The organism is Streptomyces phaeolivaceus, from assembly GCF_009184865.1.
Lineage (GTDB): Bacteria > Actinomycetota > Actinomycetes > Streptomycetales > Streptomycetaceae > Streptomyces > Streptomyces phaeolivaceus.
The window spans coordinates 9737761-9761104 of record NZ_CP045096.1; the positions used below are offsets into that span (position 1 = coordinate 9737761).

Here is a 23344-nt window from a genome sequence, read left to right on the forward strand (position 1 = left end):
GCTGAGGGGGGCTCGTCCGATGAAGGGGTGTGAGCGAATTGAAACGGGGGAGTCCGGGCGACGCCGAGCTGATGCGCGCCGTCGCGGACGGGGACCGCCGGGCCTTCGAAGAGCTGTACCGGCGGTACGCGCCATGGCTCGTGCTGCGGCTGCGCGGACGCTGCGCCGATCCGGTGCTGGTCGACGACATCGTCCAGGAGACGTTTCTCGACGTATGGCGGGGAGCCGCCCGCTACCGGCGCGAAGGCGATGTGGCGGGCTGGTTGTGGCGGATCGGCTCGCGCCGCCTGGTGGACGCGCTGCGCGGCGACGGCGCCCGGGGCCGGCTGCGGCAGGCGCTCGCCCGGCTGCGCCAGCGCGAAGAGGCGTCCGCCGAGGAACAGGTCCTGGCCCGGGTGCGGCACGGCGACCTCGCGGGGTCACTGGCCGGGCTCTCGCCGGAGCTGCGGGCGGTGCTGCAGGCCACGGTCATCGACGGCCTGACCACACGGGAGGCGGCGGTCCTGCTCGGCATCCCACCGGGCACGGTCAAGACCCGGGCCATGCGCGCCCGGAAGCAACTGCGGGAAGGCCTGACATGAGCTGGCACGCCGATGACGGGGACCTGCGGGAGTACGCCGACGGAGCGCTCACGGCCCCGCGGCTGTGGTCCGTCGAGACCCACCTCGCCGCCTGCGCCGACTGCCGGGCCGCGCTCGCGGCCCATGTCCCGCCCGCCGACACCGACGCGGGCTGGGCCCGGCTGGACGCCGAACTGGACGCCCCGAGGCCTGGGTTCGCCGAGTCGCTGCTGATCCGGGTAGGGGTCGCCGACCACACCGCGCGGCTGCTCGCGGCGACTCCGGTACTGCGCCGCTCCTGGCTCGGCGCCGTGGCGCTCACCCTGCTGCTCGCGGTCGGCGTGGGGCTGGTCGCGTCGCCGCTGATGCTCCTGGCCACCGCGCCGCTGCTGCCGCTGGCGGGGGTGGCGGTGTCCTTCGGGCCGGGGCTCGACCCGACGCACGAGATGGCCGTGGTCGCGCCGATGCACACCTTCCGGTTGCTGATGGTGCGGACCGTCGCCGTGCTGTCGACGACGACCGTGCTGAGCGGACTGGCGAGCCTGGCGCTGCCGTCGTTCGGCCTGGCGGCGCTCGGCTGGCTGCTGCCGGCGCTCGCGCTGACAGCGACGGGCCTCGCGCTGACGGCCCGGCTGGGCCCGGTCCTCGCGCCCGCGCTGGTCGGTGCCGGCTGGACCGCCCTGGTGGTGCTCAGCCGACTGCTGGCGTCCGGCACACCGCTCCCCTTCACCGCCGAGGGACAGGGCGCGGCGGCGGCGATCGCGACGGTGGCGACCGCGCTGCTGATCGCCGCCCGGGACCGCTTCGACAGCGGCCGTCAGCTCGGCCCCTCCCTCCGCCCCCTCCACTTCGCAGCCAGGAGGCTGTCATGACCCGACCCCCGGCCCCGGCCCAGTCCACCGACCCCACGGGCGCGACACCGCCCCCGGCCCCGGCGCGCCCCACGGTCTCCGCCGCCGGGCTGGCCCTGAGCTATCGCGGCGCCAGAGCCGTGGACGAGGTGACGTTCCGGCTGACCGAGGGCGTCACCGGACTGCTCGGGCCGAACGGTGCGGGCAAGACGACACTGCTGCGGATCCTGGCCACGGCGACCCCGCCGGACAACGGCGCCTTCACCGTCCTCGGACACGACCCGAGCACGGTCCGGGGACGGCAGGACGTACGGCGGGCCCTGGGCTATCTGCCGCAGAACCCCGGATTCCACCCGGACTTCACCGCCTTCGAGTTCATCGACTACGTGGCGATCCTCAAGGAGCTGACGGACCGCCGGGCCCGGCACGCCGAGGCCCGCCGGGTCCTGGACGCGGTCGGGCTGGCGGACGTCCGCGGCAAACGGATACGGCGGCTCTCCGGCGGAATGCGCCAGCGCGTCGCGCTCGCGGCGGCCCTGGTCGGCGACCCGGGCTTCCTGGTCCTGGACGAGCCCACGGTCGGCCTCGACCCCGAACAGCGCATGCGGTTCCGGGAGTTGATCGCGGACGCCGGCGAGGGCCGGACGGTGCTGCTGTCCACCCACCAGACCGAGGACGTGGCGATGCTCTGTCACCGGGTGGTGGTGATGGACAAGGGCCGGGTGCGGTTCGACGGTACGGCCGCCGAGCTGACGGCGGTGGCGGACGGCCGGGTGTGGCACAGCGGGGAGCGGCAGCCGGGCGCCAGGGCCGGATGGCGCACGGGGACGGGCGAGTTCCGCAACGTCGGCGACCCGCCCCCGGGCGCCCGGCTGGTCGAACCGACGCTGGAGGACGGCTATCTCCTCGCCCTCGGCGGCGACCCGGTGACGGAGGCGACGGCATGACGGCGCCGATCGGGACCCAGGTCTCCGCGCCCCGGCCGAAGCCCGACCCGAGGCCCGGACCGGTGCCGGTCCGGGGCGGCCGGCGGGCGGTGCTCGCGCTGGCCCGGGTGGAGGCGCGGCGCCTGCTGCTGCACCCCCTCGTACTGCTCACCCTGACGGTGTACCTGGCACTCGTGCTCTGGCCCGGTGGCGAGACCGAGGACGCCTATCCGGTCCTCCAGGACGTCGACCGGGAGACCCAGATGGGACAACTGCTGCTGGGGCTCGCGGTGCTGGTCGCCGCGAACCTGGCGGTGCTGCGTTCGCACCGGCGGGGCACGGAGGTGTCCTTCGGGGTGCTGGTCCTGCCGCGGTGGGGGCGCACGGTGGCGCATCTGCTGTCGGTGCTGCCGACCGTGCTGGTGGGCGCCCTGATCGTGGCCGGGCAGTTCACCGCGACGGCCCTGAAGCCCGGGGCGGTGGGCCACGGTTCGGTCTCCGAACTGGCCACCGGGCCGCTGCTCATCCTGCTGCCCGCCGCCGTGGGGGTGCTGCTCGGCCGGGTCGTCCGGTCGGCGTTCGCGGCACCGCTGGCCGTGGTCGCCCTCCTCGCGCTCGCCATGGTCTTCGTCGCCGACTCCAGCAGCCCGGCCTGGCTGCGCGGGACGGCCCCCGTGCTGTTCGACGAGGGCACCCGCCCGCTGCCGTCCGAGCTGCTGGGGCGGCCCGCGGCCTGGCACGCGCTGTATCTGCTGGCGCTCGCGGTGCTGGCGGGGGCGGGCGCGGTCCTGCTGAGCGGCGGCCGGACCCGGGCCGTACGCGCCGTCGCGCTGGGGGCGCTCGGCGTGGTCGTGACCACCGTGGTCCTCCAGGGCACGGCGCCGACCGACGCGGTGCGCGAGGCACGCGAGGTGGCGACCCGTGACCCGGCGAGGACACAGGAGTGCGAGCGGCACGGGGCGACGACATACTGCGCCTTCCCCGAGTTCACGCCCTGGATCGACCAGTGGGCCACGGTCACGGACCGGGTGCGGTCGCTGGCCGGCGGCACGGCGACGACACGGGCGGTGACCGTACGGCAGGGGGTCGCCGCGCTCGACGGACCGTCCGGCACCACGGAGATCGCGCCCGCCGCGCCCGGTGAACTGACGGCGACCACGGCGTGGGGCGGCGAACGCGAACTGGAGTTCGCCGCGAGTGTGGCCCGGGGCCTGGTCGTGGGGCACGAGCGCTACGACGGCGCGTACTGCGACGCGCGCGGTGTCCTGATGGTCTGGCTGGCGGTCCGCGCGACCCGGGACGGCGAGGCCATGTTCCAGAAGACCGGCGAGGGCTTCAACAGCCCCGGGGTGATCCAGGCCCCGGCGACCGCGATCGCCCTGCGCAGCCGTGAACTCACCGTGCTCCAGCGGGTGTTGGCCCAGCCCCAGGAGGAGGTGGAGCGCAGGGTGAAGGCCTCCTGGGCGGACCTCTCCGCCTCCGGGACGACCACCGACCGCGCGGCGGCCCTGCTGGGTGTCACCGCTCCGGCCGAGACCGCCGACGACCGGGAGTACCTGTGCGCGTGAGACGACCGGGAGTACCAGCGCGTGTGGGACGGCGGCTCCCGGTGGCGGCGGCCCTGGTGCGGCCCACGGCGCGGTCGCTGCCCTGGACCCTGTTCGCCGCCGGATGGGCCCTGGGGCTGCTCATCGCCGCCGTACCGCTGCTGTTCTCCCTGGACCTCCCGGCGGAGGTGCTCGTCAACCTGCTGCGGGTGGCCGCGCTGTGCGGGGCGGTCGGGACGGCGTTCGTCCTGGACGACCCCGCCCGGCACACCACCGGTGTCCCTCCCGTGCCGCGTCCGCTGCGGCAGGCCCTGCGGGTGGCCGTCGTCCTGCCGGTGTGCGCGGCCTGGTGGGCGCTGGTGCTGGCCGTCGTACGGGCGGGCGCCGACCCCGGGCAGTGGGCCGCGCTCCCGCCGGGAGCGGTGACGGTCGAGGCCGGCGCGCTCACCGCGTCGGCGCTCGCCCTGGCCGCCGCGGCGGTCCGGTTCGGCGCGACCCGGACGCCGGGGCCGGCCGTGGCGGGCGCCGTACTGGTCCTGCCGGTCGCGGCCGGTGTCTTCCTCCCGTCCCATCTCGCCCTGTTCGTCCCGCCGGGCGACCCGCGCTGGGCCGACGCCCATGTCCTGTGGGCCGGCTGCCTCACGGCGGCCCTCACCGGCTGGCTCCTGTGCGCCCCGGAGTCACGCCGCCGCCTCGGGGGCGGGCGCGCGGCCCGCCGGAGCGCTCTCACTGGAAGGCCGGCACGACTTCCTTGATGAACAGCTCCAGCGACCTGCGCTTCTCCTCGTGCGGCAGGCCGTTGTCGATCCAGAAGCTGTACTCGTCGACGCCGAGTTCCTGGTAGGAGCGCAGTCGCCGGACGACCTCGGCCGGGGTGCCGATCATGGCGGTCCGGTGCAGGGACTCCGGCTCGAACTCCGGGCGGCCCTCGAACTTCGACTCGGGGCTGGGCGGCAGGAAGCCGTTGACCGGGGTGGTCTTGTTGCCGAACCAGGCGTCGAAGGTGCGGTAGAAGCGGTTGACGGCCTCGGCGGCCGGGCGCCAGCCTTCCGGGTCGTCGGGGGAGTGGACGTGCGTGTGCCGCAGCACCATCAGCTCGGGGCGCGGCACCTCGGGGTGGTTGGCCACGGCGGTGTCGAACTTCCCCTTGAGGGCGACGACTTCCTCGTCGCCCTTCATCAGCGGGGTGACCATGACGTTGCAGCCCTGCTCCACCGCGAAGTCGTGCGAGGCGGGGTCGCGCGCGGCGATCCACATGGGCGGGGTGGGCCGCTGCACCGGCTTGGGGACGCTGGTCGAGGTCGGGAACTGCCAGATCTCGCCGTCGTGGGCGTAGTCGCCCTGCCACAACGCCCGTACGGCCGGGACGAGTTCGCGCAGGTGCTTGCCGCCGTCCGCCGCCGGGAGGCCGCCCGCCAGCCGGTCGAACTCGAACTGGTAGGCGCCCCGGGCGAGTCCGACCTCCATCCGGCCGTCGCTGATGACGTCGAGCAGCGCGCACTCGCCGGCGACCCGGATCGGGTGCCAGAACGGGGCGATGACGGTCCCGGCGCCCAGCCGGATCGTCGAGGTCTTCGCGGCGAGGTGGGCGAGCAGGGGCATCGGGCTCGGGGAGATCGTGTACTCCATCGAGTGGTGCTCGCCGATCCACACCGTGCCGAACCCGCCGGCCTCGGCCATCAGCGTCAGCTCGGAGAGGTTCTCGAAGAGCTGCCGGTGACTGACCTCCTCGTCCCAGCGCTCCATGTGCACGAACAACGAAAACCTCATGACCGCTCCTCCGCTGCCGTCACTTCCGTCGTGGTGATCAGTGGCATTCCGGCTCAGCTCCGCATCGTGAACGGGTCCGCCACCGGCTCCTCGCCCATGTTGATCCAGACGCTCTTGAGCCGCGTGTACTCCAGAATCGTCTCCGTGCCGTGTTCCACCCCGACCCCGCTGGTCTTGAAGCCCTGGCGCGGTGACATCGGCGACATGGCCCGGTAGGTGTTGACCCATACCGTCCCTGCGTCCAGACGCGCCGCCATCCGGGGGGGGGCGGCTAGGTTAGGGTGCCGCCCGTGTTTCGGATCATCTGCTGGAGCACTTTCAGTGTGGTGACGTAGTCGGCGTCATCGATGCCCTGATGGATGCGGGCCCGGATGGCCGGGGCGTGCTGCTTGAGACCGACACGAGCCTCCTCGCCCGACTCGGTGATCCACAGTCGTCCCCCGGCATCGTGGGTGAGCCAACCGCGCTCCAGCAGGACTTCTGCCTCTGCCTTCAGGTCGTCTTCAGGCCTGATGTAAGAGCTCATGGCCTGTTGAAGTTCAGGGATGGTCATGCCGCGGCCGCCGGGTGAGATGTCGTTCTTCGACAGGTTGCGCAGCAGCCAGAACTGGGGCTGGGTGAAGCCCAGTTCGGCCTGCTGAGATCGGGTGAACGAGATGATGGCCTCGTAGGCCACTCCGGTCCAGTACGCAGCCGGCTGAGCGGCAAGTTCGGCGTCGGATGTGTGCTGGGTCGTCATGTGCGGTGCCCCCTAGGAATGATCGCTGGTGCAAGCACCGTAGAACCTCAAGCGAAGTTGAGGTCAAGATCGATCTCCGTGTTGCCCTGTTGGCAGTTAGCGGGGCGGCCCATGGACTACCCACGGTGACAGACCACGAGTATCTGATCCTCGTGGCCCTGCGAAAACAGTTCCTTGGCGGTTGGAGGAGATGTGCGCGGCCACTCCAAGCACCTCGTGTACCAGTACCTGCCGTCCCGCTACGGCATGAACCCCGACGACCTGCGGGCCGCCGACGCCATCGAGGTGGTCCTCGGCCAGGGCGCCAAACCCGGCGGCGGAGGGATGCTGCTCGGGCAGAAGGTCACCGAACGGGTCGCCGGGATGCGGACGCTGCCCGTCGGCGTCGACCAGCGCAGCGCCTGCCGCCACCCCGACTGGACCGGCCCCGACGACCTCGCCATCAAGATCCTCGAACTCCGTGAGATCACCGACTGGGAGAAGCCGGTCTATGTGAAGGTCGGCGCGACCCGCACCTACTACGACGTCAAGCTCGCCGTGCACGCGGGCGCCGATGTCGTGGTCGTCGACGGCATGCAGGGCGGTACGGCCGCCACCCAGGACGTCTTCATCGAACACGTCGGCATCCCCACCCTGCCGCGCTGCCCCAGGCCGTCCGGGCACTCCAGGAGCTGGGCGTCCACCGCGAGGTCCAGCTGATCGTCTCCGGCGGCATCCGCGGCGGCGCCGACATGGCCAAGGCCCTCGCCCCGGGCGCGGACGCCGTCGCCATCGGCACCGCCGCGCTGATCGCGCTCGGCGACAACCACCCCAAGTACGACGCCGAGTACCGCGAACTCGGCTCGGCGGCGGGCTACTTCGACGACTACCAGGACGGCCGCGACCCGGCCGGCATCTCCACCCAGGACGCCGCACTCGCCGCCCGCCTCGACCCGGCGGAGGCCGGCCACCGGCTCGCGAACTACCTCCGCGTGATGACCATGGAGGCCCAGACCCGCGCCCGCGCCTGCGGCAAGGCCCACCTGCTGCATCTGGAGCCCGAGGACCTGGTCGCCCTCACCATCGAGTCCGCCGCGATGGCCCGCGTCCCGCTCGCGGGCACCGACTGGATCCCGGGAGCCGCCCGGTGATCGCGGTCGTCGGCGCCGGACTCATGGGCGCGGCCACCGCCTGGCAGCTCGCCCGGCGCGGCCACCGGGTCACCCTGATCGAGGCGTACGACATCGGCCACCGGCACGGCAGCTCCCACGGCAGCTCCCGGATCTTCCGCCGGGCCTACGCCGACCCCTTCTACGTACGACTGACCGGGCAGGCGTACGAACGGTGGCGGGAGCTGGAACACGACAGATCAACTCCCCTGCTGCGTACGACCGGTGGCCTCGACATGGGCGAGGACCGGGACACGGGGGCGATCGCGGGTCTCCTGGCCGCGGCCGGGGTGCCCCATGAACTCCTCGCCCCCGAGGACGCCTCCGAGCGCTGGCCGTACCTCCGGATCACCGGCCCGGTGCTGTGCCACCCGGACGCGGGCACGGTCGACGCCGACCTGACCGTGGCCGCCTGCGTACGGCGGGCGATCGAGCACGGGGCGCGGGCGGTCGTCGGCACCCGGGTCACCGGCATCGACATCCGGGGGAGCGGAGACGTGCTCCTGCGCACGGACGACGGCCACGAGATCCTCGCCGACACGGTGGTGATCGCGGCCGGAGCATGGCTGCCGGACCTCCAACTGCCCGTTCCCCTGCCGCCGTTGACGGTGACCCGGCAGCAGGTCTTCCACTTCCGGCAGCGCGACCCGTCCGTCCGCTGGCCCACCCTGATCTGGGACGGGGAACTGCATCTGTACGGCCTGCCCTCGGGCAGCGACGGCGGCCCGCTCCCCGCGATGAAGGTCGCCGAGCACGACGCGGGCACCCGGACCACCGCCCGCACCCGGGACAAGGTCGTCGACCCGACCTCGCGCACCCGGGTCAGCGGCTTCGTCCGCGACCGCCTCCCCGGCCTCGACCCCGACCCGGTCACCGCGGCGACCTGCCTCTACACCACCACCCCCGACGAGGACTTCGTCCTCGACCGCCACGGCCCCTTCGTCGTCGTCTCCCCGTGCTCCGGCCACGGCGCCAGGTTCGCCCCGCTCATCGGGGCGATGGCCACCGACCTGGCCACCGACCTGGCCGCCGACCTGGCCACCGGCCGTGCCGAGGCCCACCCCCGGTTCCGGCTCGACCGGCCGGGCCAGGATGCGGCGGTGGCCGAGCACCCCGAACAGACAGCCGACTCCCCGGACTCCCCGGAGCCCGACGACCGGGCGCTGGAGCGCGTCATCGCGGTCCGGGCCCGTGAGTACCGGCAGGCCGTCGGGCTCTCGGTCGGCGAGATGGCACAGCGGGTCGGTATCTCCAAGGCCATGCTCTCGAAGATCGAGAACGCGCAGACCGCGTGCAGCCTGACCACGCTCTCCCGCCTCGCACGCGGTCTCGACGTCCCCGTCACCGCGCTGCCGCGGGGCATGGACGACGAACGCGAGGCCGTCTTCGTGCCCGCCGGACACGGCGCCCTGATCGTGCGGCGCGGCACCCGCGTCGGCCACGAGTACGCCCGGCTCGGCTCGTTGCGGGGCGCCCACAAGCGCATGGACGCCCTGCTGGTCACCCTGACCGAACAGAGCGAGGTCTTCCCGCTCTTCCAGCACGCCGGAACCGAGATCATCTACATGCTCGAAGGCGTCATGGTCTACGGCCACGGCAAGTCCAGCTACACCCTCCACCCCGGCGACGCCCACCTCGACGGCGAGGCCCCGCCCGGCCCGGAACGCCTCGTCGAACTCCCGATCCCCTTCCTGACGGTGACCGCCTTCGGGGACAGCCCGCGGCACTGACCCCGGCGCGCGGCACGGACCGTCGACGGCTTCTCCGACTCCTCCGGCCCACCCGTTCACCCACCCGTGGCGGCGCGGGTGCGGTCACCGTCCGGACGGGAGACCCTTGGCTGCCCCCACCCGGAGGAGAGCGCCCATGACCGGACCGGCCGACACACGCCCGCGCGAGGTACGCCGGATCACCCTGGACGCGGCCGGGCTGCCGCTGTCGGCGCTGCTCGGAGAGCCGCCCGGCGGCCCCGCGCGGGCCGTCGTGGTCGCCGTGCACGGCGGCGGCATGAACGCGGGTTACTTCGACTGCCGGGCCCACCCCCAGCAGTCCCTGCTGACACTGGGAGCGAGCCTCGGCTACACCGTGCTCGCCGTGGACCGGCCGGGCTACCGGCACTCCGCCGCCGGACTGCCCGAGGGACAGGAACTCGCGGAACAGGCCGTGTCGCTGCGCGCGGCCCTGCGCGACTTCACCGCCCGCCACGACACGGGCGCCGGCCTGTTCCTGCTCGCCCACTCCTACGGCGGCAAGGTCGCCCTCACCGCCGCCGCCGACGACCCCGGGGTGCCGAACCTGCTCGGCCTGGACATCTCCGGCTGCGGCCATCTGTACGCCGTAGAGCCGCACGAACTGCCCACCGACCCCCACGACGGCGGCCGACTGCGCCGCAGCTGGGGGCCGCTGCGGCTGTATCCCTCGGGCACCTTCCGGGAGAGCGGCACGATCGTCGAGCCCGTGCCCGCCCTGGAACGGGCCGAACTGGCCCGCTGGCCGCAGCTCTTCCGCACCACCGCACCCCGCGTCCGGGTACCCGTACGGTTGACGTTCGCCGAACACGAGGCCTGGTGGCGCCACGACGAGGAGGCCCTCACCGATCTGGCCGCGCACTTCACGGCCGCCCCGCGAGTGAGCGTGGACCGTCAGCCGGCGGCCGGGCACAACATCAGCCTCGGCTGGGCCGCCCGCTCCTACCATCTGCGCGCCCTCGCGTTCCTGGAGGACTGCCTGACCGCCCACGAGACCACCCTCACGCCCCGCGCCGCCCGCCCCCGGCCGTCGGCGGCGGTCTCCTGACCGTGCCCGGCGGGCCCCGGACCCTCCCCGGTGCGCTCAGGCTCGTACCCGTCGTACTCGGGACCGTCTTCCGCTCACTGGCCGTCCGCAACTTCCGGCTCTTCGCCTTCGGACAGGTCCTCTCGGTGTCCGGGACGTGGATGATGGTCGTCGCCCAGGACTGGCTGGTCCTCGATCTCACCGGAGACTCCGGTACGGCGTTGGGGGCGGTCACCGCCGCGCAGTTCGCTCCGCTGCTGCTGCTCACCCTGCACGGCGGCCGGATCGCCGACCGGTACGACAAACGCCGGTCGCTGATGGTGTGCAACCTCGTCTCCGGAGCCTGCGCGCTCGGACTCGCCGTCCTGGACCTCGGCGGGGCGGTACGGCTGTGGCATGTGTTCCTGTTCGCCCTCTGCCTGGGCACCGTCAACGCCGTCGAGGTCCCCACCCGGATGTCGTTCGTCGGCGAACTGGTCGGCACCGACCTGCTGCCCAACGCGTCCGCCCTGAGCGCCGCCTACTTCAATGTCGCCCGGGTGATCGGCCCGGCCGTCGCCGGTCTGCTGATCGCCACCATCTGCTCCCGAGCGGTCACCTTCTCATTGCCCCCCGGCGCACGGTCCACGAGTTGAATCACATCCAGCGTGCACAACCCCACGAACAGTCCCCGAGCACGCCCCCGAGAACGCCCCCACACCCACGCATCCACCACCGACTCGCATCCCGCCCGCTCGACCCGCCCGATCGATCCCCCATCCGATCCCACATCCGCGCCCATATGTCCAGTGAGCGGTTTCCGGTTTCGTGGCACGTCTATCCTCCTGCGATGTGAGACTCACCGAATCCCGACTCGCCCGTCGGCTCGTCGAACTGGGAGTCAAGTCCGGTGGTGTGCTCATGGTGCATGCCTCGATGAGGAGTCTCGGGGGAATCGACGGTGGGGCGGACGCGGTGTTGCGTGCGCTGCGCCGAGTGCTTGAACCCGGGGGGACGCTCGTGGTGCCCACGTTCACCGCGGGCAACTCGGATACGTCCACCCTCTACTTGGAGCGTGTGCGGGGGCTGAGCGCGGAGGCGCGGGAGGCCTTCCGGGCCGCCATGCCGCCGTTCGACTCGGCGGAGACACCCTCGACGGGCATGGGGATACTGGCCGAGACCGCCCGGCTGCGACCGGAGTCCCGGCGCAGCGCCCACCCTCAGACCTCGTTCGCCGCTCTGGGCCCCGACGCCTCGACGGTGATCGACGACCACCACCCCGACTGCCATCTGGGCGAGCACTCGCCCCTGGCCCGTCTGTACGACATGGGCGCCCAGATTCTGCTGCTGGGCGTCGGGTTCGACAGGTGCACCGCGTTCCACCTCGGCGAATACCGGGTCGACGATCCGCCGCGCCGGACCTACAACTGCGTGGTCCGCAGGGACGGCGTACGCCAGTGGTGGGCGTACGAGGACGTCGCCCTGGACGACAGTGACTTCGCGGCGCTGGGCGCCGACTTCGAGAAGGACAGGGGCGGGAAGGCGGTGCGCACCGGCATGGTGGGCGCGGCGGCCTCCCGGCTCGTCGACCTCGTGGAAGCCGTCGACTACGCGCGGGAGTGGTTTCCGGAGCATCGCCCCGCCGGCCGCCCCCGCTAGGGTCGCCGCCGCGGACGAACAGGTCAGGTGTCCGCCGCCCCGTCCGGGCGCAGGGCGTCGAGGATCAGGTCGAGGCCGTACGTGAACTCGTCGGAGTGGTCGTACCCGGGCTTGAGGACGTGCTCGACGGCCAGTTCGGTCAGACGCGGGTACGCGTCGGCGGGCATCGCGTCCAGAATCGCGTCCGTGACCTCACCCACCTCCGCCGGGCCCGAGAACGGCAGGCTCTGCTCCTGGAGCACGAAGCCGTACGGATAGCTGTCGATCAGTGAGACGGCGTGCGCGGTCATCGGCACGGAGAAACCTCCGGCGCGCAGGGCCCCGATGACGGCGCCATGGTGGCGCAGGGTCGCCGGGCCCGGCCGGGAACGGGAGTCCATGAGGCCGATGGCCCATGGGTGGCGCCCGAGCGCGGCGGGGCCGCCCTACGGGCGGCGACGCGAATTGTCGGACAGGCCCTGGCGGGACTCATCGGATCCGGGCGGTCGCGCGCGAGGTGCGGCCCGCCCGGAGCACAATGAACCCGTCGAGCAGTGACTGCCGTCGATCCGTGGGCCCATGGACGACGGCTCCGGTCGTACGGAGAGAAGGAACGATGGGCGAGCACGGGGTCGCCTCGGCCGCGGTCGACGCCAGGGGGCTGGTCACCGCGTGGAGCACCGGTGCCCGCAGGGTGCTCGGGTACGGGCACGGTGAGGTGATCGGCCGCCGCGCGGCCGACCTGCTGGCCGACGCCCTGCCCGCCTCGGCCCGCGCCCGTCTCGCCCGGCCGGCCGACTGGCGCGGCCCCGTCCGCGCCCGGCACCGCGACGGCCACGACGTGGAACTGGAGCTGGAGGCCCATCCGCTGCTGGACGCGGCGGGGGAGGCGCAGTGGTTCCTGACCGCCACCGTCCCGGAGCCCGCCGCACGGCTGCGCCGCTGGGCCCTGGACCAGCTCCCCGTCCCGATCGCCCTCTTCGACGAGGACGGACTCGCGGTGTCCGTGAACTCCGCGATGGAAGGTGTGATGGGCAGGTCCCAGCGGGACCTGCTGGGCCGACGGGTGGGGGTCTCGGTCGACGGCCGGCGCCGGCTCCCCGGCTTCGAGGGCCTCGACGACGCCGTTCAGCGGGTACTGCGCACGGGCGAGCCGATGCCGTACGAGGCATGGCTGCGCGCACCGGGCGAGGCCCGTGAGCACGCGTGGCTGGTGTCGCTCAGCCCGCTGAAGGACGCCGGCGGCGAGGTGCGCGGCATGTGCCTGGCCGCGATCGACAGCACGGAGCAGTTCCTCGCCCGCCGCCGGCTGAGCATGCTCAACGAGTCCGGCAACCGCATCGGCTCCACCCTGGACACCACCCGCACCGCCGAGGAACTCGCCGAGGTGTGCACCGACCATCTCGCCGACTTCGTCATCGTCGACCTCCTGGACTCCGTACTGGCCGGTGAGGAGGCCACGCCCTCGCCCGGCACCGACCCGCTCGTCTTCCGCCGCACCGCCCAGCGGTCCGTGCTGGAGGGCTGCCCCGAGGCCGTGATCCCGGTCGGCAGCAGACACACCTATGTCGACGGCTCGCCGCCGGGCCGCGCCCTGACCACCGGCCGGGCCCTGCTGTACGAGGTCGACGACGTCACCGCGCAGCTGTGGGCGGCGGGCTCCCAGGAACGGGCCCGCAGCATCGAGGTGCACGGCATCCACTCGATGATGGCCGTGCCGCTGCGCGCCCGGGGCATCACCCTCGGTCTGTCGATCCTCTCCCGGCACCGCACGGCCGAGCCCTTCGGCGAGGACGATCTGCTGCTGGCCGAGGAACTCGCCGCCCGCGCCGCCGTCTGCGTCGACAACGCCCGCCGCTACACCCGCGAACGCGCCATCGCCCTGGAACTGCAACGCAGTCTCCTGCCGCACCGCGCCCCCCGGCAGGCCGCCGTCGAGGTCGCCTCCCGCTATCAGCCGGCCAGCACCCGCGCCGGGATCGGCGGCGACTGGTTCGACGTCATCCCCCTCTCCGGGGCCCGGGTGGGCCTTGTCGTGGGCGATGTCGTCGGCCACGGCGTCCAGGCCTCCGCCACCATGGGCCGGCTCCGCACGGCCGTCCGCACCCTGGCCGACGTGGACCTCGCCCCGGACGAGCTGCTCACCCAGCTCGACGACATCGTCCTGCGCCTGGACTCCGAGCGGACCGCCGACGAGGCCGAGGACACGGACGCGGAGAGCCCGGGGGAGATCGGCGCGACCTGCCTGTACGCCGTGTACGACCCCGTCTCGCGCCGCTGCTCCATGGCGCGGGCCGGTCATCCGCCACCGGCCCTGATCGCCCCGGACGGCCGGGCCGCCTTCCTCGACCTGCCGATCGGGCCACCGCTGGGCGTGGGCGGGCTGCCCTTCGAGACCGCCGAGTTCGACGTCCCCGAGGGCAGTGTGTTCGCCTTCTACACCGACGGCCTGGTCCTTGCCCCGGACCGTGATCTGGACGACGGACTCGCCCGGCTGCGCCAGGCGCTGTGCGGTACGGGCCGCCCTTTGGAGGAGACCTGCGACGGGGTCATGGGGGCCCTGCTGGCGGACCGGCCCGTCGACGACGTGGCCCTGCTGCTGGCCCGGACCCGGGCGCTGGACGCCGACCGGGTCGCCACCTGGGAGGTGCCCGCCGACCCCGCGTTCGTCGGCCACGCCCGCAAGCTGGCCTCCGACCAGCTGACCGCCTGGCGCCTGGAGGAGGTCTCCTTCGTCACCGAACTCATCGTGAGCGAACTGGTCACCAACGCCATCCGCTACGGCGGCTCCCCGATCCAGCTGCGGCTGATCCGCGAGACCACCCTCATCTGCGAGGTCTCGGACTCCAGCGCCACCGCTCCGCACATGCGCCGGGCGCGCGCCTTCGACGAGGGCGGGCGCGGTCTGCTGCTGGTCGCCCAGCTCACCCAGCGCTGGGGCAGCCGCCACACCCGCACGGGCAAGACCATCTGGGCGGAGCAGGCCCTCCCCGGCGGGTAGCCCGACGAGGAGCCCGGCCAGGGCCGTGGAACTTCTTGACCGCCGGTCGGCCCTCCACGATGCTGTGTTGCGGTACGTGCGCCGCGTACCGCCATAAGCAACTTCAGACTCAGGTCTCGTACCAGCCGAGGAGTGGCCATGACGCACCAGGTCCGTGCTGTCGTCGCGCGGGGCAAGGGCGCCCCTGTCAGCCTGGAAACGATCATCGTGCCCGACCCCGGTCCGGGGGAGGCGCTGGTGAAGATCGAGGCCTGCGGGGTCTGCCACACCGATCTGCACTACCGGGAGGGCGGGATCAACGACGAGTTCCCGTTCCTGCTGGGCCATGAGGCGGCGGGTGTCGTGGAGTCGGTGGGGGAGGGCGTCACCGATGTCGCCCCCGGTGACTTCGTGATCCTCAACTGGCGCGCGGTCTGCGGTCAGTGCCGGGCCTGTCTGCGCGGACGTCCGTGGTACTGCTTCAGCACCCACAACGCCAAGCAGCGGATGACGCTGCTGGACGGCACCGAGCTGTCACCCGCGCTGGGCATCGGCGCGTTCGCGGAGAAGACGCTCGTCGCCGCCGGACAGTGCACCAAGGTCGACCGGGCGGCGTCGGCCGCCGCCGCGGGCCTGCTGGGGTGCGGGGTGATGGCCGGCATCGGCGCCGCCATCAACACCGGCAACGTCGGCCGCGGCGACAGCGTCGCGGTGATCGGCTGCGGCGGTGTGGGCGCCGCGGCGGTCGTCGGATCGAACCTCGCGGGCGCCGCGAGGATCATCGCCGTCGACATCGACGACGCCAAGCTGGAGACCGCCAGGAAGCTGGGCGCGACCCACACGGTCAACTCCCGCGACACCGACGCGGTCGAGGCGATCCGCGAACTGACCGGCGGCTTCGGCGCCGACGTCGTCATCGAGGCGGTGGGCCGCCCGGAGACGTACAAGCAGGCGTTCTACGCCCGCGACCTGGCCGGCACGGTCGTCCTCGTCGGCGTGCCCACCCCGGAGATGAAGCTCGAACTCCCCCTCCTGGACGTCTTCGGCCGCGGCGGCTCCCTCAAGTCCTCCTGGTACGGCGACTGCCTGCCCTCCCGCGACTTCCCCATGCTGATCGACCTCTACCTCCAGGGCCGCCTGGACCTGGACGCCTTCGTCACGGAGACCATCGCGCTGGACGACGTGGAGAAGGCGTTCGAGCGGATGCACCGGGGCGACGTCCTGCGTTCGGTGGTGGTCCTCTGATGGCCGCGCGCATCGAACACCTCGTCACCTCGGGCACGTTCTCCCTGGACGGCGGCACCTGGGACGTCGACAACAACGTGTGGATCGTCGGGGACGACAGCGAGGCCGTCGTCATCGACGCCGCGCACGACGCCGGAGCGATCGCCGAGGCCCTCGGCGGACGCACCCTGCGGGCCATCGTGTGCACCCACGCCCACAACGACCACATCGACGCCGCCCCCGAACTCGCCGCGCGCACCGGGGCACCGATCCTGCCGCACACCGACGATCTGCCGCTGTGGAAGCAGACCCACCCCGACCGGTCGCCCGACGGTGAACTCACCGACGGCCAGATCCTCACCGTGGCGGGCGTCGACCTCACCGTGCTGCACACCCCCGGCCACGCCCCCGGGGCGGTCTGCCTCCACGCGCCGGAGCTGACGGCGCTGTTCAGCGGCGACATCCTGTTCGCGGGCGGGCCGGGGGCGACAGGCAGGTCGTACAGCCACTTCCCGACGATCGTCGACTCCATCCGCGACCGGCTGCTGACGCTGCCGGGCGACACCGTCGTCCACACCGGACACGGGGACACGACCACCGTCGCCGCCGAGGCCCCGCACCTCCAGGAGTGGATCGACCGCGGTTTCTGACCGCCCCCGAAGCGACCCCCGCACGGCGCCCGTACCCCCTGTTTCCGCAGGTCGTACGGGCGTTTCGGGGTGCCCGGAAAGCGGCCTCCCGAGCCGTCCGAAGCGGGCGCTTTGACGCCTTGACAAGGATTCTGGGCGACCCCCAGACTGTTGTTGCGCTTACCGCAATCCGTTTCGCTATACGCACCCGAGGTGTCATGATGATTCCCGCGTGCCGTCTCGCGGATCTTCCGCGAGGCGAGGCCTTCCGGCTCGACATCGATCCTCCGGTCTCGGTGTTCCACACCGATGACGGCGAGGTGTTCGCCATCGACGACACCTGCACCCACCAGGACGCCTCGCTCGCCGACGGCTGGCTGGAGGGCTGCGAGGTGGAATGCCCGCTGCATGCTTCGAAGTTCGACCTGAGGACCGGTGCCGTCGACTCCCCGCCGGCCAAGCTCCCCGTGCGGACCCATGAGGTCCTGATCGAGGACGGCATGATCCATGTCCGGGTGTCCACGGACGCCCCCAACCTGCCGCCCTGTGTCGCCGCGCGGCTGGCCGGGGGTCCCGCGTGAGGACCGTGGCCGTCGTGGGCGCGTCGCTGGCCGGACTGTCGGCGGCGCGTTCCTTGCGCAAGCAGGGGTACGACGGACGCCTCGTCCTCATCGGCGACGAGACCCACCGCCCGTACGACCGGCCGCCGCTGTCCAAGGAGTTCCTGGCCGGCGGCCTCGGCGAGGCGGACCTCGCCCTGGAGACGGACGGCGAGGACCTGGGCGCGCAGTGGCTGCTCGGCGCCCGCGCCACCGGTCTTGACGCCACGGCCCGCGCGGTCCGGCTCGCCGACGGCCGGGAGATCCGTGCCGACGGCTTCGTCATCGCGACCGGCGCCGCCGCACGACGGCTGCCCGGCTCCGACGGTCTGACCGGCGTCCATGTCCTGCGCACCCTGGACGACGCCCGCGCCCTGCGGGACGAACTGGCCCGGGGCGGACGGCTGGTGGTCATCGGCGGCGGCTTCGTCGGCGCCGAGGTGGCCTCCACCGCGTACGCCCTCGGGCTGGACGTGACGGTCGTCGAAGCGGCCCCGACCCCGCTCGCCGCCCCGCTCGGCCGGGAAATGGGAGGCATCGTCTCCGCCCTCCATCTCGACCACGGCGTACGACTGCTGTGCGGCGTCGGCGTCAAGGGCCTCAGCGGTGAGCGCAAGGTCGAGGCCGTCCTGCTGGAGGACGGCCGCAGCATCCCCGCCGACCTCGTCGTCGTCGGGGTGGGCGCCCGCCCGTGCGTCGAGTGGCTGGAGGGCTCCGGCATCACCCTCGACGACGGCGTGAAGTGCGGCGCGGACGGCCGCACCAGCCTGTCCGGCGTGGTCGCGGTCGGCGACTGCGCCAACTGGTACGACCCGCGCGCCGGCCGGCACCGCCGCGTCGAGCACTGGACCGGCGCACAGGAACGCCCGGCCGCGGCCGTCGCGACCCTGCTGGCCGGAGGCGCGGTGGAGCCGGGTGTGCCCCGGCCGCCGTACTTCTGGTCGGACCAGTACGGCGTGAAGATCCAGTTCGCCGGACACGCGGCCGGCGCCGACAGCGTGACCGTCGAGGAAGGCGCACCCGACGACCGCAACGTCCTCGCGGTCTACCGGCGGGCCGGACAGCCGGTCGCCGTGCTCGGGATGAACCAGCCCCGGCTGTTCACCCGTTGGCGCAAGCAGCTCGCCGCGGCGAGCTGACCTTCCTTCCACCACACCGTCCGGAGTCGCTCTTCCCGGCGCGTGACCGCCCGATCCACGACGTTCCCCGAGGAGTGCACCAGTGACCTCGACCAGCCTGCCGGACAGCCTGATCGCCACCCTCCCCGGCTCCGCCTACACCGATCCCGCGATCTTCGCCCAGGAGCAGGAGCACATCTTCGAGACGATGTGGTTCTGCGTCGCGCGCGCCTCCGAACTGGCGAAGCCCGGCGCCTTCCGCACCGTCGACGTGGGCCGCGAGTCCATCCTCGTCACCCGCGCCCGGGACCACTCGGTCCGCGCCTACTTCAACGTCTGCCGGCACCGCGGCGCCAGGCTCTGCACGGAGGAGACCGGCGAGGTCAAACGGGCCTTCCAATGCCCCTACCACGCCTGGACGTACGGCCTGGACGGCAAGCTCGTCGCGGCCCCCAACCTCACCAAGATGCCCGACGTCGGCCGCACCGAGTACGGCCTGGTGAGCGTGGCCGTCCGCGAGTGGCTCGGCTATGTCTGGGTCTGTCTCGCCGAGAACCCGCCGTCCTTCGAGGAGGACGTGATGGGCGCGGTCGTCGAACGGCTCGGCGACGTCGAGTCCATCGAGCGCTACGACATCGACAACCTCACGGTCGGCAAAAGAATCGTGTACGACGTCAAGTCCAACTGGAAGCTCATCATCGAGAACTTCATGGAGTGCTACCACTGCGCCACGATCCATCCCGAACTCACCGAGGTGCTCCCGGAGTTCGCCGACGGCTACGCCGCCCAGTACTACGTGGGGCACGGCGCCGAGTTCGGCGAGGAGGTCCAGGGCTTCACCGTCGACGGCTCCGAGGGGCTGGACCGCATCCCCGGCGTCGCCGAGGACCAGGACCGCCGCTACTACGCGATCACCGTCAAACCGCAGGTCTTCATCAACCTCGTCCCCGACCATGTGATCTTCCACCGGATGATCCCGGTGGCCGCCGACCGCACGATCGTCGAGTGCGACTGGCTCTATCTGCCGCACGTCGTCGAGAGCGGCAAGGACGTCAGCCGGTCCGTGGAGCTGTTCCACCGCGTCAACCAGCAGGACTTCGACGCCTGCGAACGCACCCAGCCCGGCATGAGCTCCCGGATGTACGCCAAGGGCGGTGTGCTGGTGCCCAGCGAGCACCACATCGGTGCCTTCCACGACTGGGTGAACGAGCGCCTGGGCACCCCCCAGGGGTGACTCAGCCCAGGTAACCCATCCGGTGGCTGATCTCCTCGGCGCCCTTGATGAGCGCCGGGGCCAGTTCACGCATCCGTTCCTCGGTGAACCGGTACGAGGGGCCGGAGGCGGTGAGGGCCGCGATGACCTCGCCCTCCCGGTCCAGGACCGGCGCGGCCATGGCGTGCAGACCGATCTCCAGCTCCTCCTGCGTCCAGGCGTAGCCCTCCTCCCGCACCTCGGCGAGGTTCCGCTCCAGCTTGGCCTTCGCGGTGATGGTGCGCGGGGTGACCTTCTTGAGGCCAGCCTCCGCCAGCAGCGCGGCACGCTCCTTCGCGGGCAGATACGCCAGCAGGACCTTGCCGCTCGACGTGGCGTGCAGCGGGGTCAGCTGGCCGACCCAGTTGTGCGCGGTGACCGCGCCCGGACCGCGCACCTGGTAGAGGTTGACGGCGTAGTGCTCCTGGAGCACGGCGATGTTGATCGTCTCGCCGATCTCCTCGGCGAGGCGTTCGCAGATGGGACGGCCCTGCTGGGTGATGTCGAGTCGGCCCGCCGCCGCGCCCGCCAGCCGCACGATGCCGAAGCCGAGGCGGTACTTGCCGCGCTCACCCGCCTGCTCCACCAGACCACGCGCTTCCAGGGCCCCGAGTAGACGGAACGCCGTGGACTTGTGAACATCGATCTCGGCGGCCACCTCACTGACGCCGGCTTCGCCGCGCTGGGCCAGGATCTCCAGGACGCTGATGGCTCGGTCGACCGACTGCACTCCGCCGGACGACGAATTTGACGTTTCGGTGTCTTGGCTGTGGTTGCTCACAACAAAACTATACGCGTAGTAAACAACACGACTGCAAGTAACCGCCCGGAAATCAAGACCTCGCAAGTTGCGCCGTTCGCAACCTGGTGCGCATAGCGATACCGGTCTAGCATGCCTCGCGTATCTATGGCGCGAGCGAGACGAGGCACCATGGCTCCCCTGCAATACGACTTCGTCATCGTCGGCGGCGGCTCGGCCGGCAGCGCGCTGGCGAACAGACTCTCGGCGGACCCCGCGAACCGGGTCCTGGTTCTGGAGGCCGGCCGCTCCGACTACCCGTGGGACGTCTTCATCCATATGCCCGCGGCGCTGACGTACCCGATCGGCAGCCGCTTCTACGACTGGAAGTACGAGTCCGAGCCCGAACCCCATATGGGGGGCCGACGCGTCTATCACGCCCGCGGCAAGGTGCTGGGCGGCTCCAGCAGCATCAACGGCATGATCTTCCAGCGCGGCAACCCCATGGACTACGAACGCTGGGCGGCCGACGCCGGGATGGAGAAGTGGGACTACGCCCACTGTCTGCCGTACTTCCGGCGGATGGAGAACTGTCTCGCGGCCGATCCGGACGACGAGTTCCGCGGCCACGACGGTCCCCTCGTCCTCGAACGCGGGCCCGCCACCAACCCGCTCTTCGGCGCCTTCCTCAAGGCCACCGAGGAGGCGGGCCACGCGCCCACGGACGATGTCAACGGCTATCGGCAGGAAGGTTTCGCCAAGTTCGACCGCAACGTCCACCGCGGACGCCGGCTGTCGGCCTCGAAGGCGTACCTCAAGCCCGCCATGAAGCGGCCCAACCTCACCGTCACCACCCGGGCCCTTGTCACCCGCGTCCTCTTCGAGGGCAGGAAGGCCGTCGGCGTCGAGTACCGGCGCGGCAGGGGCGCGCTCCAGCAGGTCCGTGCCAAGGAGGTCATCCTCTGCGGCGGCGCCATCAACTCCCCGCAGCTGCTTCAGCTTTCGGGCGTCGGCAACGCGGAGGAGCTGAGCGCGCTCGGCATCGACGTCGTCCACGACCTCCCGGGCGTCGGCGAGAACATGCAGGACCATCTGGAGGTGTACGTCCAGTACGCCTGCAAGCAGCCGGTCTCCATGCAGCCGTACATGGCGAAGTGGCGCGCCCCCTTCATCGGGCTGCAGTGGCTCTTCCGCAAGGGCCCGGCCGCCACCAACCACTTCGAGGCCGGCGGGTTCGCCCGCAGCAACGAGGACGTCGACTACCCCAATCTGATGTTCCACTTCCTGCCGATCGCCGTGCGCTACGACGGCTCCTCGCCGTCCGGCGGCCACGGCTACCAGGTGCATGTGGGGCCCATGTACTCCGACGCCATCGGCTCGGTGAAGATCAAGAGCAAGGACCCGCGCGAACATCCCGCGCTGCGGTTCAACTACCTCTCCACCGAACAGGACCGCCGCGAGTGGGTCGAGGCGATCCGGGTGGCCCGCAAGCTCCTCAGCCAGCCCGCGCTGGCCCCCTACAACGACGGGGAGATCTCGCCAGGCCCCCAGGTCGCGTCGGACGAGGAGATCCTCGCCTGGGTCGCGAAGGAGGGCGAGACCGCCCTGCACCCGTCCTGCACCTGCAAGATGGGCCCCGCCACCGACGCGATGGCGGTCGTCGACCCCGACAGCATGCGTGTGCACGGCGTCGACGGGCTGCGGGTGGTGGACGCGTCGGTGATGCCGTACGTCACCAACGGGAACATCTACGCGCCGGTGATGATGATCGCCGAGAAGGCCGCGGACCTGATCCTGGGCAAGGAGCCGGCGGCGCCGTCCGAGGCCGTGTACTACCGGCACCGGGACGCGCGGCAGGAGTCGGCCGGGTAGGTGTCCCGAGCGGGTCGTATACGAAGGGGGGCGGGCCGGAGACTCCGGCCCGCCCCCCTTCGTATACGACCCGCTCAGCGGAAGACCACCGTGCGGTTGCCGTCGACCATGACGCGGCTCTCGCTGTGCCACTTCACCGCGTGGGCGAGGACCTGGGCCTCGACGTCGCGGCCGACGGTGACGAGGTCGCCCGGGTCGAGCGAGTGGTCGACCCGGACCACGTCCTGCTCGATGATCTGGCCCTCGTCGAGGTCCGGCGTCACATAGTGCGCGGTCGCCCCGACGAGCTTGACCCCGCGGTCGTAGGCCTGGTCGTAGGGCTTGGCGCCCTTGAAGCTGGGGAGGAAGGAGTGGTGGATGTTGATGGCGCGGCCCTCCAACTGCTTGCACAGGTCGTCGGAGAGGATCTGCATGTAGCGGGCCAGCACCACCAGATCGACGTCCAGGTCGCGGACCAGCTCCAGCAGCCGCGCCTCGGCCTCGGCCTTGGTGTCCCGGGTGACCGGCACATGGTGGAAGGGGATGCCGTAGGTCTCCGCCAGCCCCTCGAAGTCGCGGTGGTTGGAGACGATCGCGGGGATCTCGATGTTGAGGGCGCCGGTGCGCTGACGGAAGAGCAGATCGTTGAGGCAGTGGCCGAACCGGGACACCATGATGAGCGTCCGGGTCGGGGTCGACGCCTCGCTCAGGGACCAGGAGATGCGGTACGCCTCGGCCACGGGGCCGAACCGGTAACGCAGAGTTTTCATGTTCGCGTCCGGGTCGGAGACGTCGAAGTGGACCCTCATGAAGAAACGGCCCTGGAGTCGATCATCGAACTGCTGGCTCTCCAGGATGTTGCCCGAGTTCCTGACCAGGAAGCCGCTCACCGCGTGGACCAGTCCGGCGCTGTCGGGACAGGAGAGGGTGAGGACGAACTCGCGGCCAGGTTGCGGTCGAGGGGACATGAAGGCCTCCATTGGTGCGTATTGCACAACTAGGTGAGCGATACGCAACAT

The 23344-nt window shown here is 71.9% G+C and carries 20 protein-coding genes and 3 pseudogenes; 17 read left to right on the forward strand and 6 right to left on the reverse strand.

The window, feature by feature from the left end:
- The first annotated feature begins 71 nt into the window (after positions 1-71).
- Genes F9278_RS44300 through F9278_RS46610 form a run of 5 tightly spaced genes read left to right on the forward strand, consistent with a single transcriptional unit; the run spans position 72 to position 4639 of the window.
- Positions 72-581 carry an RNA polymerase sigma factor gene (locus F9278_RS44300; protein WP_152174524.1) on the forward strand — a complete coding sequence of 170 codons (510 nt, stop codon included), beginning with the start codon at positions 72-74 and terminating at the stop codon, positions 579-581.
- Positions 578-1432: an anti-sigma factor family protein gene (locus tag F9278_RS44305; RefSeq protein WP_152173357.1), complete on the forward strand. Its 855-nt coding sequence runs from the start codon at positions 578-580 to the stop codon at positions 1430-1432. Before F9278_RS44300 ends, F9278_RS44305 begins: the two co-directional genes overlap by 4 nt.
- The gene (locus F9278_RS44310) at positions 1429-2358 is read left to right on the forward strand and encodes an ABC transporter ATP-binding protein (protein ID WP_226967206.1); all 930 of its coding nucleotides are present in this window, start codon (positions 1429-1431) and stop codon (positions 2356-2358) included. Before F9278_RS44305 ends, F9278_RS44310 begins: the two co-directional genes overlap by 4 nt.
- Positions 2355-3905 (forward strand): ABC transporter permease, encoded by a 1551-nt coding sequence (locus F9278_RS44315; RefSeq protein WP_152173358.1) that lies wholly within the window; start codon positions 2355-2357, stop codon positions 3903-3905. The genes F9278_RS44310 and F9278_RS44315 overlap by 4 nt, the downstream gene beginning before the upstream one ends.
- Positions 3906-3928: 23 nt before the next feature.
- Positions 3929-4639 carry an ABC transporter gene (locus F9278_RS46610; protein ID WP_193241917.1) on the forward strand — a complete coding sequence of 237 codons (711 nt, stop codon included), beginning with the start codon at positions 3929-3931 and terminating at the stop codon, positions 4637-4639.
- Here the strand turns inward: F9278_RS46610 and F9278_RS44325 are convergent.
- From F9278_RS44325 to F9278_RS44335, 3 genes are read right to left on the reverse strand one after another with little or no spacing between them, the layout of a single operon-like run.
- Positions 4611-5654 carry an LLM class flavin-dependent oxidoreductase gene (locus F9278_RS44325; protein WP_152173359.1) on the reverse strand — a complete coding sequence of 348 codons (1044 nt, stop codon included), beginning with the start codon at positions 5652-5654 and terminating at the stop codon, positions 4611-4613. The two genes, F9278_RS46610 and F9278_RS44325, sit on opposite strands and share 29 nt — an antisense overlap.
- A 53-nt stretch (positions 5655-5707) precedes the next feature.
- The gene (locus tag F9278_RS44330; RefSeq protein ID WP_226967207.1) at positions 5708-5911 is read right to left on the reverse strand and encodes an aldehyde dehydrogenase family protein; all 204 of its coding nucleotides are present in this window, start codon (positions 5909-5911) and stop codon (positions 5708-5710) included.
- Between the two features lie 14 nt (positions 5912-5925).
- On the reverse strand, positions 5926-6393 hold the full coding sequence (locus F9278_RS44335) for a MarR family winged helix-turn-helix transcriptional regulator (RefSeq protein WP_152173360.1): 468 nt from the start codon (positions 6391-6393) through the stop codon (positions 5926-5928).
- A gap of 246 nt (positions 6394-6639) precedes the next feature.
- Between F9278_RS44335 and F9278_RS44340 the strand changes: the two are divergent.
- From F9278_RS44340 to F9278_RS44370, 5 genes and pseudogenes are all read left to right on the forward strand, one after another.
- Positions 6640-7523: pseudogene (locus tag F9278_RS44340) on the forward strand (FMN-binding glutamate synthase family protein).
- Positions 7520-9271 carry an FAD-dependent oxidoreductase gene (locus F9278_RS47895; protein ID WP_226967208.1) on the forward strand — a complete coding sequence of 584 codons (1752 nt, stop codon included), beginning with the start codon at positions 7520-7522 and terminating at the stop codon, positions 9269-9271. Before F9278_RS44340 ends, F9278_RS47895 begins: the two are co-directional and overlap by 4 nt.
- Before the next feature lie 136 nt (positions 9272-9407).
- A complete protein-coding gene (locus tag F9278_RS44355) occupies positions 9408-10337 on the forward strand; it encodes an alpha/beta hydrolase (RefSeq protein ID WP_152173361.1) in 930 nt (309 codons plus the stop codon).
- A gap of 77 nt (positions 10338-10414) precedes the next feature.
- Positions 10415-10897: pseudogene (locus F9278_RS44360) on the forward strand (MFS transporter); the annotation flags it as partial.
- A gap of 250 nt (positions 10898-11147) precedes the next feature.
- On the forward strand, positions 11148-11954 hold the full coding sequence (locus tag F9278_RS44370) for an aminoglycoside N(3)-acetyltransferase (protein ID WP_226967209.1): 807 nt from the start codon (positions 11148-11150) through the stop codon (positions 11952-11954).
- 23 nt (positions 11955-11977) lie between these two features.
- On the opposite strand, the pseudogene F9278_RS44375 reads toward F9278_RS44370, so the two are convergent.
- Positions 11978-12367: pseudogene (locus F9278_RS44375) on the reverse strand (TetR/AcrR family transcriptional regulator C-terminal domain-containing protein); the annotation flags it as partial.
- A gap of 182 nt (positions 12368-12549) precedes the next feature.
- Here F9278_RS44375 and F9278_RS44380 point away from each other — a divergent pair.
- The 6 genes from F9278_RS44380 (at position 12550) to F9278_RS44405 (ending at position 19717) form a co-directional block, all read left to right on the forward strand.
- On the forward strand, positions 12550-14934 hold the full coding sequence (locus F9278_RS44380) for a SpoIIE family protein phosphatase (RefSeq protein ID WP_152173362.1): 2385 nt from the start codon (positions 12550-12552) through the stop codon (positions 14932-14934).
- Between the two features lie 138 nt (positions 14935-15072).
- Entirely contained in the window at positions 15073-16158 is a 1086-nt protein-coding gene (locus tag F9278_RS44385) for an S-(hydroxymethyl)mycothiol dehydrogenase (RefSeq protein WP_152173363.1), read from the forward strand.
- Complete coding sequence (locus F9278_RS44390) at positions 16158-16787, forward strand: MBL fold metallo-hydrolase (protein ID WP_152173364.1); 630 nt, start codon at positions 16158-16160, stop codon at positions 16785-16787. The genes F9278_RS44385 and F9278_RS44390 overlap by 1 nt, the downstream gene beginning before the upstream one ends.
- Before the next feature lie 197 nt (positions 16788-16984).
- Positions 16985-17347, forward strand: coding sequence for a bifunctional 3-phenylpropionate/cinnamic acid dioxygenase ferredoxin subunit (locus F9278_RS44395; RefSeq protein ID WP_152173365.1), 363 nt, complete (start codon positions 16985-16987; stop codon positions 17345-17347).
- Positions 17344-18504 (forward strand): NAD(P)/FAD-dependent oxidoreductase, encoded by a 1161-nt coding sequence (locus F9278_RS44400; protein ID WP_152173366.1) that lies wholly within the window; start codon positions 17344-17346, stop codon positions 18502-18504. Before F9278_RS44395 ends, F9278_RS44400 begins: the two co-directional genes overlap by 4 nt.
- An 82-nt stretch (positions 18505-18586) precedes the next feature.
- Entirely contained in the window at positions 18587-19717 is a 1131-nt protein-coding gene (locus F9278_RS44405) for an aromatic ring-hydroxylating oxygenase subunit alpha (RefSeq protein ID WP_152173367.1), read from the forward strand.
- A 1-nt stretch (position 19718) separates the two neighbouring features.
- On the opposite strand, the gene F9278_RS44410 is transcribed toward F9278_RS44405, so the two are convergent.
- Positions 19719-20465 carry an IclR family transcriptional regulator gene (locus F9278_RS44410; RefSeq protein WP_152173368.1) on the reverse strand — a complete coding sequence of 249 codons (747 nt, stop codon included), beginning with the start codon at positions 20463-20465 and terminating at the stop codon, positions 19719-19721.
- A 201-nt stretch (positions 20466-20666) separates the two neighbouring features.
- Between F9278_RS44410 and betA the strand changes: the two genes are divergently transcribed.
- Positions 20667-22346 carry a choline dehydrogenase gene (gene betA, locus F9278_RS44415; RefSeq protein ID WP_152173369.1) on the forward strand — a complete coding sequence of 560 codons (1680 nt, stop codon included), beginning with the start codon at positions 20667-20669 and terminating at the stop codon, positions 22344-22346.
- 74 nt (positions 22347-22420) lie between these two features.
- Here betA and purU read toward each other — a convergent pair whose 3' ends face one another.
- Complete coding sequence (gene purU, locus F9278_RS44420; protein ID WP_152173370.1) at positions 22421-23293, reverse strand: formyltetrahydrofolate deformylase; 873 nt, start codon at positions 23291-23293, stop codon at positions 22421-22423.
- Positions 23294-23344: the final 51 nt, after the last annotated feature.

Bases quoted from the DNA above. Each gene is read 5' to 3' on its own strand.
- F9278_RS44310 (WP_226967206.1), top strand. From the start codon at position 1,429: ATGACCCGACCCCCGGCCCCGGCCCAGTCCACCGACCCCACGGGCGCG.
- betA (WP_152173369.1), top strand. From the start codon at position 20,667: ATGGCTCCCCTGCAATACGACTTCGTCATCGTCGGCGGCGGCTCGGCC.
- F9278_RS44380 (WP_152173362.1), top strand. From the start codon at position 12,550: ATGGGCGAGCACGGGGTCGCCTCGGCCGCGGTCGACGCCAGGGGGCTG.
- F9278_RS44395 (WP_152173365.1), top strand. From the start codon at position 16,985: ATGATGATTCCCGCGTGCCGTCTCGCGGATCTTCCGCGAGGCGAGGCC.
- F9278_RS44315 (WP_152173358.1), top strand. From the start codon at position 2,355: ATGACGGCGCCGATCGGGACCCAGGTCTCCGCGCCCCGGCCGAAGCCC.
- F9278_RS44325 (WP_152173359.1), bottom strand. From the start codon at position 5,654: ATGAGGTTTTCGTTGTTCGTGCACATGGAGCGCTGGGACGAGGAGGTC.
- F9278_RS44330 (WP_226967207.1), bottom strand. From the start codon at position 5,911: ATGGCGGCGCGTCTGGACGCAGGGACGGTATGGGTCAACACCTACCGG.
- F9278_RS44355 (WP_152173361.1), top strand. From the start codon at position 9,408: ATGACCGGACCGGCCGACACACGCCCGCGCGAGGTACGCCGGATCACC.
- F9278_RS44385 (WP_152173363.1), top strand. From the start codon at position 15,073: ATGACGCACCAGGTCCGTGCTGTCGTCGCGCGGGGCAAGGGCGCCCCT.
- F9278_RS44390 (WP_152173364.1), top strand. From the start codon at position 16,158: ATGGCCGCGCGCATCGAACACCTCGTCACCTCGGGCACGTTCTCCCTG.
- F9278_RS44305 (WP_152173357.1), top strand. From the start codon at position 578: ATGAGCTGGCACGCCGATGACGGGGACCTGCGGGAGTACGCCGACGGA.
- F9278_RS44300 (WP_152174524.1), top strand. From the start codon at position 72: ATGCGCGCCGTCGCGGACGGGGACCGCCGGGCCTTCGAAGAGCTGTAC.
- F9278_RS44335 (WP_152173360.1), bottom strand. From the start codon at position 6,393: ATGACGACCCAGCACACATCCGACGCCGAACTTGCCGCTCAGCCGGCT.
- purU (WP_152173370.1), bottom strand. From the start codon at position 23,293: ATGTCCCCTCGACCGCAACCTGGCCGCGAGTTCGTCCTCACCCTCTCC.